11 protein-coding genes, 1 tRNA gene and 1 other RNA gene are annotated in these 11933 nt (G+C 46.4%); 10 read left to right on the plus strand and 3 right to left on the minus strand.

What is annotated here, in order from left to right:
* Positions 1-377: 377 nt before the first annotated feature.
* From Q4B79_RS06715 to Q4B79_RS06740, 6 genes are all read left to right on the plus strand, one after another.
* A complete protein-coding gene (locus Q4B79_RS06715; protein WP_303085658.1) occupies positions 378-1490 on the plus strand; it encodes a D-alanyl-D-alanine carboxypeptidase family protein in 1113 nt (370 codons plus the stop codon).
* A 94-nt stretch (positions 1491-1584) separates the two neighbouring features.
* Positions 1585-2226, plus strand: coding sequence for a thiamine phosphate synthase (locus tag Q4B79_RS06720; protein ID WP_303085659.1), 642 nt, complete (start codon positions 1585-1587; stop codon positions 2224-2226).
* A gap of 149 nt (positions 2227-2375) precedes the next feature.
* Positions 2376-3575, plus strand: a complete 1200-nt coding sequence (locus Q4B79_RS06725; protein WP_303085660.1) for a phosphoglycerate kinase — start codon at positions 2376-2378, stop codon at positions 3573-3575.
* Between the two features lie 142 nt (positions 3576-3717).
* On the plus strand, positions 3718-3999 hold the full coding sequence (locus tag Q4B79_RS06730; RefSeq protein WP_303085661.1) for a hypothetical protein: 282 nt from the start codon (positions 3718-3720) through the stop codon (positions 3997-3999).
* A gap of 244 nt (positions 4000-4243) precedes the next feature.
* The gene (locus tag Q4B79_RS06735) at positions 4244-4447 is read left to right on the plus strand and encodes a hypothetical protein (protein ID WP_303085662.1); all 204 of its coding nucleotides are present in this window, start codon (positions 4244-4246) and stop codon (positions 4445-4447) included.
* 87 nt (positions 4448-4534) lie between these two features.
* Positions 4535-5011 carry a pilin gene (locus Q4B79_RS06740; protein ID WP_303085663.1) on the plus strand — a complete coding sequence of 159 codons (477 nt, stop codon included), beginning with the start codon at positions 4535-4537 and terminating at the stop codon, positions 5009-5011.
* A 133-nt stretch (positions 5012-5144) separates the two neighbouring features.
* Here Q4B79_RS06740 and Q4B79_RS06745 read toward each other — a convergent pair whose 3' ends face one another.
* Positions 5145-6533, minus strand: coding sequence for a S41 family peptidase (locus tag Q4B79_RS06745; RefSeq protein WP_303085664.1), 1389 nt, complete (start codon positions 6531-6533; stop codon positions 5145-5147).
* A 72-nt stretch (positions 6534-6605) separates the two neighbouring features.
* On the minus strand, positions 6606-8162 hold the full coding sequence (gene gpmI / locus Q4B79_RS06750; RefSeq protein WP_303085665.1) for a 2,3-bisphosphoglycerate-independent phosphoglycerate mutase: 1557 nt from the start codon (positions 8160-8162) through the stop codon (positions 6606-6608).
* A 136-nt stretch (positions 8163-8298) separates the two neighbouring features.
* Here gpmI and ssrS point away from each other — a divergent pair.
* Positions 8299-8489, plus strand: a non-coding RNA gene (gene ssrS / locus Q4B79_RS06755) — 6S RNA.
* A 130-nt stretch (positions 8490-8619) separates the two neighbouring features.
* Positions 8620-8695: transfer RNA gene (locus tag Q4B79_RS06760), tRNA-Asn, on the plus strand.
* Positions 8696-8791: 96 nt separating this feature from the next.
* Here Q4B79_RS06760 and Q4B79_RS06765 read toward each other — a convergent pair.
* Positions 8792-9754 (minus strand): calcium/sodium antiporter, encoded by a 963-nt coding sequence (locus Q4B79_RS06765; RefSeq protein WP_303085666.1) that lies wholly within the window; start codon positions 9752-9754, stop codon positions 8792-8794.
* Positions 9755-9924: 170 nt separating this feature from the next.
* On the opposite strand from Q4B79_RS06765, the gene Q4B79_RS06770 reads away from it, so the two are divergent.
* Together Q4B79_RS06770 and ybeY are read left to right on the plus strand one after the other, a co-directional pair.
* Positions 9925-11016, plus strand: coding sequence for a PhoH family protein (locus tag Q4B79_RS06770; RefSeq protein WP_303085667.1), 1092 nt, complete (start codon positions 9925-9927; stop codon positions 11014-11016).
* Complete coding sequence (gene ybeY / locus Q4B79_RS06775; RefSeq protein ID WP_303085668.1) at positions 11009-11560, plus strand: rRNA maturation RNase YbeY; 552 nt, start codon at positions 11009-11011, stop codon at positions 11558-11560. The genes Q4B79_RS06770 and ybeY overlap by 8 nt, the downstream gene beginning before the upstream one ends.
* Positions 11561-11933: the final 373 nt, after the last annotated feature.

The raw sequence follows: 11933 nt of genomic DNA on the forward strand, positions 1-11933 counted from the left end.
AAACACCCAAAACACACCATTTGGTGTAAAAATTGCAACAATAAACTCGGCACATTGTTTAAGCTGACAATTGTAACAACTAAACACCGAAGTCGCAATTCTTTTGCCAAGATTTTTCATCACCGTCATGGCATTAAAGCCAAACCAATGGCTTATTTGTGAAGTTTTTGATAGATTTATTTACAAATTTACTCCAAAAACGACAGGTATTAGCATAACAAGCACATTTTATTGTGCTAGAATATAGCTTTTAGGCATTTTCGCCACCAACGAACGAGCATACTCACTGCCCTTGACGGATAATGCGGAGTATGGGACTTTTTGAGGACGATACCACATCACCTCAGGGTACAAACAAACAAATGGGAGTGCAATCCATGAAAAACATCTTAAAGAACAATCACACAAGACAACTTGGTTTACTTTCTCTTTGCATGTTATCTACGGTAGCAGTCCCTGCCCATGCGTTTTTGGTAGACAAAAGCCAACAAAAAACCATCTACATCGGTAAAGGCGACGCTCAAAGCATGCAGGCGGTGCAAGTACAAGAAATCCCAAACGCCCAGCCAAGTCGCAGTTACGTTAACACCACCCCAACCAATCAAAGCTACACCACCACCCAAATTACCCAAAAACCACTGCCAGCAGGTAGTAGTTCTCAGCCCTTCCCTATCCAACCCATCTACGGTAGCACTGCCTCCTCAGCCTACCAGTATGGCGAACAGCTTGCTATCAGCACTCGCTCTGCTGCCGCTGTGGTGTTTGACCTACAAACAGGACAGCCCATTTACCAAAAAAACGCTGATGCGGTTCGCTCCATTGCCTCCATCAGTAAAGTCATGACAGCGATGGTATTGCTGGATGCTGGGCTGGACATGCGTGAGGAGATTGTGCTGGTAGCTTCTGACTTTAACGGTGCCAAAAAAGCCAGCTCTAATTTACGTGTTGGCGACCGCATGAGTCGTAGCGAGTTCATGCTACTTATGCTTATGAAATCCGAAAACCCTGCCGCCAAAGCCCTAGCACGTACCTATCCAGGCGGCTATGATAACTTCATCTGGCAAATGAACCAAAAAGCCCAAAGTCTAGGCATGTACCAAACCAACTACGCCGATGCCTCAGGGCTTGACCCACGCAACCGCTCATCTGCCAACGACCTTGTCAAGATGATGCGTGCCGTGAACTCCGACCCACGTTATCATACCGTGCGTAACTTCTCCACCGCACCAAGTTATGATTTTTACATCAATAACTACAACTCAGGTTCACGCACCTATAAGGCCAATAACACCAGTCGTCTGGTACGTGCAGGAGGACACCCCATTGGCGTTTCTAAAACAGGCTTTATCCGTGAAGCAGGCTACTGCTATGTGATGGAAACTCACGTCAATAATCGCCCTGCGGTGGTGGTGTTACTCGGTGCCAGTGCCAATGATGCTCGCTGGGACGATGCCAACAATATCTTGACACAGTTGGCTTATCGTTACTAAATACGACGCTAAGATACACTAAGACCCAAATTTTTGGGTCTTTTTTTATGGTAAATCTTGTATAATAATCACAACCAATGACAGCAAACATACCATGTCCGCCCCAAAACTCTACCTACTAACCAGTGATGACGACATCACTACCCTATGCGATAAGCTAACACGCGTCTTTGATACAGGTATTGTCTCCTTGTTGCAGATTCGCCGTCAGCATACCGTTCATGCCTACGACCTCATCACACTCTACCAAGAAACCGAAATCCTCATCAGCCTTGCCGACAAATACAACATTCCCACCGTCATCAACGAAAACCTAGAACTCGCCTGCCACTTTAATACAGGACTGCACCTTGCCAGCACAGGTAGTGTCAGTCTTGCTCGTGAACTGCTCGGCAATGATGTGTTTATTGGGCGTAGCTGTTATGATGATGTGGCAGTCTTTAAAGAAGCCAAAAAAGAAGGGGCAAGCTATGGCACGATGGGGGCGATGTTTGGCACTATCTCAAAACCCCTGACCAAACTCGTCAGCCCCAAAGCCCTACTACGTGCCTCCCAAGTTGATTTACCATTATGTCTTGTCGGCGGCATTTCACTAAGCAATCTTAACACATTGCGTCAAAACACAGGTGATATTCCCATTGAATATCTCGCCATTACCACAGATATTTTACAGCACAGCACAGATACCATCGGCGAAAAATGCCGAGCATGGCGTGATTATCTGGAATACTGGTAGTATTCAAATATAAAATACCACCATTTTTAAAATCTATAAAGTTTGGGAAATGCCAAAAATTATGCTAAAATGACCGCCATACTGTTCTATGGCAATGAAATAGCATGCCAATTTGGTTTGACAGCTACCACACCAAAAAGGAAATTTTTATGAGCATTACCTATTTATCTGACCTTGACATCACAGGTAAAACCGTACTGATTCGTGAGGATTTGAACGTACCCATCAAAGACGGTGTCATCACAAGCGATGTACGTCTACAAGCATCATTACCCACCATTCAAGCCTGTTTGGATAAGGGAGCAGGCGTGATTGTCTGTTCGCATTTGGGCAGACCCACCGAAGGCGAGAGCGAGGCGAAGTATTCGCTTGCTCCGATTGCCACGTATTTGGCGGATAAATTAGGCGTGAATGTGGCGTTTAGCACCGATTATTTGGATAATGGCGTGTCAGTCAAGGCAGGCGAAGTGGTACTGCTTGAAAATGTCCGTTTCAATATCGGCGAAAAGAAAAATGCTGCCGAACTTGCCAAAAAATACGCCGATTTGTGCGACATTTTTGTCATGGACGCTTTTGGTACAGCTCATAGGGCCCAAGCCTCAACCGAAGGGGTGATTCGTGCGTGCGTGGCAGACGGTAAGATAGTTTGTGCAGGCAACTTATTATCTGCTGAGCTTGATGCGTTGTCCAAAGCTCTTGATAACCCTGCCAAGCCCGTACTATCTATCGTGGGTGGCTCAAAAGTCTCCACCAAACTTGATGTACTAAACAGCCTTGCGACCATTTGCGACAGCATTTTGGTGGGTGGGGGCATTGCCAATACCTTTTTGGTGGCGAGTGGTAAAAATGTCGGTGCGTCCCTGTACGAGCCTGATTTGGTGGAAACCGCCAAAGACATCATGACCAAAACCGAGATTTTGCTCCCCACACACGTGGTGGTGGCAGATAAAGGACAAATTGATTTTGAGGACTTTTTGGGGTCGCTTGCTAATGCTACCGCTACCGTCAAATCCGTTGATGAGATTGGCGATAATGACATGATTTTAGACATTGCCCCAGAGTCCGCCCAAGTGCTGGGCGAGGCAATTAAGTCTGCCAAAACCATTTTGTTTAATGGTCCTGTGGGTGTGTTTGAAGTGGATAAATTCGGTCAAGGCACACAAATCATCGCTCAGGCGGTGGCGGATAGCGAAGGATTTAGCATTGCAGGTGGTGGCGATACACTTTCTGCGATTGACAAATATGGCGTGGCTGACCGCATTGACTATCTGTCCACAGGAGGTGGGGCGTTCTTGGAGTTTGTGGAAGGCAAACCACTACCTGCCATTGTCGCCCTAGACATCGCTTGATAATACAGCCCTCTTTACGCAACAAAACGTTTGTTATTTTTTGTTGCGTTTTTTATTTTACACTTGCCAAATACCGTCATTCTGCTACAATTAGCCATCATACACCATTAGAGCCTCTAAGCTCTTATATTTGGAGATAGACATGCAAAAATCCCTCATCATCGCCCTGCTTGCCACTTTTGCACTAAGTGCCTGTACAGACAAGCCAGCCCCAGAGAGTGCCGAGCCAAAGACACCGACCGAAGTTGTCGCTACCGAAGCCGAAGCCGCCGCTAACGACACCGCTCCTAGCGACACCACCGAGCCGACACTTGATGAAGCTCAGACCAATGAGACTACCACAGACCAGCCAAGTGCAGACAGCGAGCCAGCCAACACAGAACAAACCGCCGAGCAAAAAGCCCCAGAAGACCAAAAATACTAATCCTCTTATCTCATCTACCCCCGAATCCACCCAGCGGATTTGGGGGTTTTGTTTTTTTGACGCACTAAACTACCATTATTAGTACCCAACTGACAAATTTTGCCTTGTCTGACATAAAATTTTAGCAACTTAAAAAATTTGTCAGTGTCAAAAATTGACGTCATGCCCAAAATTATCCCAAAATCCCCCCAAAATATTCACATGACAAAAATTGTCAGCCAAAAATCGCCCAGAAATGACAAAAATGAGTACATGTGTAGATTTTTTAATTCGCCCAAGACGACAAAAAATCCAAATATATGGATATTTTTTAGTCAATCTTAAAAATAACACTCAAAAATATAAAAATTTTGGCGAAAATTCATACAATTTTCCCATTTCTTGCCAAAAGTCGCCCAAAACTGCCATCATCGCCCAAAAAGTTGGCATGGCACATGCAACATTATAAGCGTCAGGTTAGCAAATATACTTCATCAACTTGCTAATCGCTTAATCTAAACTTGGGCAATACCGCCCCACTACTAAGGAGTTCACTATGAACGCTCAAAAAGGTTTTACCCTTATCGAACTAATGATTGTTATCGCCATCATCGGTATCCTAGCTGCCATCGCTCTACCAGCATACCAAGACTACATCTCTAAGTCTCAATCTACTCGTGTAGTAGGCGAGCTAGCTGCTGGTAAAACTGCTGTTGACGCTGCTCTATTCGAAGGCAAACAACCTGTCCTAGACCCATCATACGAAGGCACTAGCCAAGAAGACGTAGGTCTTACTACTACTGGTGGCAACCCACGTTCTAACTTGATGAGTTCAGTAGAGCTAACTGGTTTCGAAACTAACGGTGAAGGTACTATCGTAGGTACACTAGGCGGTAAAGCGAACAAAGACATCTCTGGTGCTACCATCACTCAATCTCGTGCTACTGACGGTGTATGGACTTGCACAGTAGACGGTTCAGGTGCTGCTAAATACAAAGACAAGTTCATCCCAACTGGTTGCACTAAGCCTTAATATTATCTAGCAATAGATATAAAAACCACTCCGAAAGGGGTGGTTTTTTTACACGCACGAAACTTAATTTTACCGCCACTAAAAAGACCCAAACAGAGACTTACATTCAAGCTGATATATTAAAAACACGACATCAAAATCCCCCCACAGGAGCAAAGCTAATCCCAGTATCAAGCTTGGCACCGTCCATCAGCATGACCGCCCAAGACAGCCACACATCATCATGCCCCGCCACGTCCATTGTGCCGTCATTGGCTATTTGACGGGGTTTATCATCAAGCGATACATCAGGTATGACCCCCACTCCATCAATTTGTTTGCCATCAGCGGTCAAATAGTGAGCTGTTGTCATCTTTACCGCCTGACCGTCGCCCAATGGAATGACCGACTGCACCGAGCCTTTACCGTAGCTGGTCTCGCCGACCACGAGTGCTCGCTTGGAGGATTGCAGGCTACTGGCTAGCACCTCAGCGGCAGACGCTGAATAGCGATTTTGCAGTATCATCACAGGTAGCTCGATGAGCAGGGGCGAGCCTTCGGTTTTTAGTTCACGCTCCACCCCTTGCCGTCCTACCACTTGTACTACTGTCTGATTTCGCATGAATAATGATGCTACCGCCCCCGCCGACTCCAATACACCCCCCGGATTATTTCGCAAATCCAAAATCACGCCAGAAATAGGCACGCCCACCAATCCCAAACTCTCCAAAATCTGCTGACGGGTGTTGTTTTGAAACACAGGCAGTTTAATTACCGCCACGCCATCAATGATGGTCGTTTCAACATTGCTTTTAATGACTTCGTTTCGCTGAACCGAAAGCCGTCTCTTATTACGTCCTGCATTTGAGATGACAACATCTACCTGAGTACCTGCAATACCGTTTAATAGTTGTAACACATCACTGCTACTTTGGAATTCACTTAGCTTGGTATCGCCAATTTGGTGTAGATAGTCGCCCACCCTAATGCCAGCACGTTTGGCAGATGAACCCTCCTCCACCTGCGTTACCACCCAGTGAGCCTCTGATGCCTGATAACTTGCCGACACGCCAATGTTTGCCACATGACCTGATGTGAATGATTGCAGATTGTTAAATGCCTCTTTATCCAAAAATTCTGCATGACTATCAAGCCCTGTCATCATACCCTTGATGGCATAGCGAAATAACGCCTCATCGCCCACTTCCTCAACATAATCACGACGCACCAAATCCACCACCGACACAAACGTCTTTAAGGTATTTGGCGACACCGCCCCAAGTGGCACACGCCCATGATGAAGCCCATCAATACCATGCAAGGGATTGGGTTTGGCTTCTAGCACGTCCAGATTGGGTGTTTCGTGTACTGACGACATATCATCGCCATCATCATGACCATCGCCATAACCAAACAGGTTGGCAACTTTTAAGATGGGTGTGCTAATGACGTTTGATAAATTGGCATGAGCCGATGTACCAAGCATGAGTGCCATCACAGACGCTAGGATAGTTTTTGAAAAATAGGCACGATAAAAGGTCATGACGATTCCTGATTAGACAATAACCAAAAGCGGATAAATTCACACAACATGCAAATTTATCCGCCCAACCAATTAAGCTTCTACAAGCAAGCTCTCGCCTGTCATTTCGTTTGGCTTATCAAGCCCCATCAAATGTAAAATGGTCGGTGCAACATCGCACAGCCGTCCACCGCCACGCACACTCACTTGTTTGTCGCCCACATAGATAAACGGCACAAGCTCTGTGGTGTGTTGGGTATGCACTTGTCCACTTTCATAATCCATCATCTGCTCGCAGTTACCATGATCTGCCGTGATGAGTAGATGTCCACCCATCTCACGCACCGCAGAGACAATCTCGCCGATACAGGTATCCACCGCTTCGACCGCTTTAACCGCCGCCTCGAATACCCCTGTATGCCCCACCATGTCGCCATTGGCGTAGTTGATGATGACCACGTCAAATTCGCCTGACAAAATGGCTTCTTTGAGATTATCAGTAACTTCGAACGCACTCATCTCAGGCTTTTCATCATAGGTTGTAACTTTTGGGCTGTTGACCAAAATGCGTTTTTCGCCATCATAAAGTTCCTCACGTCCGCCACTAAAAAAGAAACTCACGTGCGGATATTTTTCAGTTTCGGCGATACGAAGCTGAGTTTTGCCGTTGTTTTGCAAATATTCGCCCAACGTATTGGCAAGGCTTGTTGGATAATAAGCCACAGTGGTTTTGGGGTTGTTTTCAAGCTCATCGGAGTATTTTGTCATCATCACAAAGGCGGATAGCTCAGGTATAGATTTGCGTTCAAACCCATCAAAATCCGCACTCACAAAGGCTTGGCTGATCTCTCTGGCACGGTCGGCACGGAAATTGACAAAAATCACGCCATCGTTATCGGCAATCACGCCATTATCATCGATGATGGTCGCTTGTACAAATTCATCGGTCTCATCTGCCTCATACGCCATCTGTATGGCATGGCTTGCGTTATTGGCTTCACGCACCGCTTTGGCAGTAGTCAAAAGGTCATAGGCACTTTGCACTCGCTCCCAACGCTTGTCTCTGTCCATCACAAAAAACCGCCCAATGACGCTTGCGATTTTGGCTTCACAGACATAAGTGGCGTTAAGCTCGCTCAAATATTCTTCTAAATCCACCACATACTCATCAGCGGATTTGGGTGGTGTGTCTCGTCCGTCCAAAAAGGCATGGATAAATACTTGGGTTGCCCCTTGCTCTACCGCAAGGCGTGCAGTCGCCTTGATGTGGTCGATGTGAGCATGCACACCCCCATCAGAGAGCAAGCCCAAAATATGCACCGCCCCTTCGTTTTCTACGGTATTTTTGACGGCATTTACCAAAACTTCGTTGTTGAAAAATTCGCCTGTCCCAATGTCATTCATGATGCGAGTGGAGTCTTGGAACAAAATCCGTCCCGCTCCTAGATTCATATGCCCCACTTCGGAGTTGCCAAACTGACCATCTGGCAAACCCACGTCCATGCCAGAGCCTGAAATCAGACCATTGGGGCAACTTGCCATCAAAGCGTCCAAATTGGGAGTTTTTGCGGCATAAACAGCGTTATCTTGTGGGTCTTCACGATGTCCGACACCGTCCAAAATCATCAATACGTGAGGAATTTTTTTCATAATAAACCCTTAAAAAATAAAACTCTTTTCCCATTTTATCACAAAATACCCCCATTTAGCACCGTCAAAATCGCCAAAATTTTTAAAATTTACAATTTTATTCGCCTTGAAAATTTTACAAATTTGTCGTACAATAAAAGTACTGGAACACTCGCCAGTTGAGCGTACACCTGAGCCGATAATCTTACTTCTAGGGTGATGACTTTTTGTTGTGGTGTGTATGCCCGCATCGTTTGATGTATCGGGAAACCTTAAACAACATTGATTTACCCGCCTTGAACCTCATGGTTCATGGTCAATCCTTGACAGCGGTGTTTCGGTTTTATTTTCGTTTTAAGTAATTGATTTTTATAGTGATATTTTTTTATTTTAAAAAATTGGTAAATTTTTTTAAATTTTTGCTTGACAAATATTTTAAAATCTATATAATACGCAATCACTTGATACGACAAGTTATTCCCCAATAGCTCAGTCGGTAGAGCATCGGACTGTTAATCCGTGTGTCCCTGGTTCGAGCCCAGGTTGGGGAGCCATATTCAAAAGCCTTTCTTGATAGAGAGGCTTTTTTTATTTATCAAATTTTACTCAAAAAAATAGATTGGCTCACACCAATCCATTTTTACCATTCGTCATGCCATTACCGACATCGCAAGATATGCCGTATAAGCAACAAAAGTCGCCATCAAAATACCGCCCGACAAACGCCCAAGTTTTTTGGTTGAACCTGCCAACGCCATCAAACACATGACGAACAACACAAGCGTAACACCGCTCATGACCACGATATCACGTTTTAAGATTTCATCGGCGACACTGATGGGAGCAATCAAGCCTGCCACACCCACCACCGCAAGCGTGTTAAAAATGTTCGAACCAATGACGTTACCCAGTGCCATTTCATCTTCGCCCTTGCGTGCTGCCATCACAGATGAGATAAGCTCAGGCAAGCTTGTTCCCACCGCCACAATAGTAAGTCCAATAATAATCTCCGACATGCCAAAGCTTTTGGCAATCTCCACCGCCCCCCACACAATAAAACGTGAACTGATGACAAGCACCGCCAACCCCCCCACGAGCTTAGCGATGGATTTTGGTACATTGACCGCATCGCTTTGGATAAGCTCATCTGTGGCTTCATGACCGCCTTTTTTTGCAAAATACATCTGCAAAATCAAAATAGCCGCCAAAAGCACGCACAAAATAACACCATCTGTAAACGAGATGGTTTTGTCAAGAAGCAGCACCACCGTCAAAGCCGTTACCCCCAAAAGAAGCAAAAAATCGCCTTTGACGAGCTTTTGCTGGATAAAAAGCGGACTGATTAATGCCGTCGCCCCAAGCACAAGCGTGATATTAACAATATTTGAACCATAAGCATTGCCAAGTGCCAGCCCAGCACTGCCCGATAATGCCGATAAAACAGACACCACAATCTCAGGGGCAGACGTACCAATCCCCAAAATTAGCATACCAATCAAAAACTTAGGCATGCCAAACTTAACTGCCGCCGCCGATGCACCATCGATAAAATAATCGGCACTGTAAACCAAAAAAACGAGCCCTATCACGGTCGCCAAAACTGCAAGAAGCATGAAAACCTGCCAGATAAAATAAAAGTCAACCATTCTACATTGTTTTTTTTGTTTTCGCCATATGGCTTTTAAAAAAATAAAAAGATATTTTTACCCCTTAATTACCGCCTTGATTTTTATCAGCCGACAAGCATATAATTGACTATTTACCACCCAATAAGGAAACCCATTTGAGCATCACACGCACCCTCACTTTTGACCTCGCCCCCTTTGAGCTTCGCACCCTACTTGGCGAATACAACATCCATTTAAAATACCTCCAAGACCGCCTTGATGTCAGCATTGTTCATCGTGGCGACAGCTTTATACTCACAGGCGAGCTGATGGCGGTGGAGCGAGGCGAATATGTCATGACTGAGCTTGCTGAGCTTGCCAAAAGTCAAGACAACATCACAGGCGAGGAGCTACACCTGCTCATTCAGGCAAGCCTCGCCAGAGAAAACACCGCCCCCCAAACCACCCAAACCCACACCCCCATCAGCCTATCCACCCGCAAAGGCAAAATCACGCCCAAAGGACACAATCAAGCCGAATACATTCGTAACATCTTACTCTCAGACATCAGCTTTGGCGTTGGGCCTGCGGGGACGGGCAAAACTTATCTGGCGGTGGCGGTGGCGGTGGACATGTTAGAGAGGGGCGAGATTGAGCGGATATTGCTGGTGCGTCCTGCGGTGGAGGCTGGCGAAAAATTAGGCTTTTTACCAGGCGATTTGACCCAAAAAATTGACCCCTACCTACGCCCCCTATATGATGCCCTTTATGAAATGCTGGGCTTTGAAAAGGTAGGTAAACTCATTGAACGCCAAGTCATTGAAATCGCCCCGCTTGCCTACATGCGTGGGCGGACTTTGAACAATTCTTTTGTTATCTTAGACGAAGCCCAAAATACCACGCCTGAGCAGATGAAAATGTTTTTAACACGGCTTGGCTTTGGCTCTCGTGCGGTCATCACAGGCGACACCTCACAGGTGGATTTGCCTCGTGGACATAAGTCAGGACTTGCAGAGGCACTTGATATTTTGGCAAATATTGAGGACATTCACATCACACGATTTAACTCAAAAGATGTGGTGCGTCATCATCTGGTACAAAAAATCATCGAGGCTTATGATGCTCATGAGGTAATTGCAAACCAAATTGAAAACGAAAAAGCCCAAATCCGCAAAAAACAACGTGAAAAACAAGAGCTTGACCGTACCCTAAACGCCCTTGCCTTTTTAAACAACATCAAAGATAACAAGGAGGCTCATGATGAATAATGTCGCCATCAGCTTTGCCGATGAGGTGGCAGAGCTTGAAAGCCTACCCATTTACCAACATGATGTATTGACCGCCACGCTCAATCACGCCCTTGCCGTCATGGGTGATAAAATCAAAGGCGGATTATTGTTGTCCTATTATGTTTTTGAGGAGCATTTTACAGGCGAGGACTGGACAACCCTACCTAAGTCGCTTGACATCTATGTTTGTGGCACGATTGAGGGGCGAGAGCTTAACCTTGACGCTCGTGGCAAAGACTACGCCACCAATATTTTATCCTACCCAAGCGACATACCGAGCGATGTCTGTGTGATGATGAATAATATACCACTGGGCGAGCTTGTGATTTGTCATGAGGTGCTGGTGCGTGAGGCAGACGAGCAAGGCAAAACCGTCAGCGACCATTTTACTCATCTGCTGGTGCATGGCATTTTGCACCTACTTGGGTTTGACCATGAACTTGGACAAGCCGAGCAGGACGAAATGGAGGGATTTGAGATTGAGATTTTGGCAGGGCTTGGGGTTGGCAATCCCTATGAATGACAAAATTTCATCATACCCCAAAACAAAATAAACCAACAACGCCCCCAACCGCCCACGTTTAGGGGGTATTTTTATATCAAAAACCACAAACGACATTGGTTCAAAAAACACCACACCTTTATAACAAATCCATAAATAACACGGGTTGTTTGTTATTGACAAGGGGCCCGGCCCCCCGCGCGGGGGGGGCGCGGCGCGGTCCCGGGCCGGGTCGGGCGGCGCCACCGCCCCCGGTCCGCACGTCCCCGTCCCTGCGCCCTGTGGGGTGCAACGGCGGCGCTCAGCCGGCCAGCGGGTGCGCCAGCTCGTCCTCGCGCATCCGCCCGGCCCACAGGGCCACCAGCCCCAGCGCCGGGGTCAGCAGGGCCACGAT

Source organism: Moraxella sp., from assembly GCF_030525845.1.
GTDB lineage: Bacteria > Pseudomonadota > Gammaproteobacteria > Pseudomonadales > Moraxellaceae > Moraxella.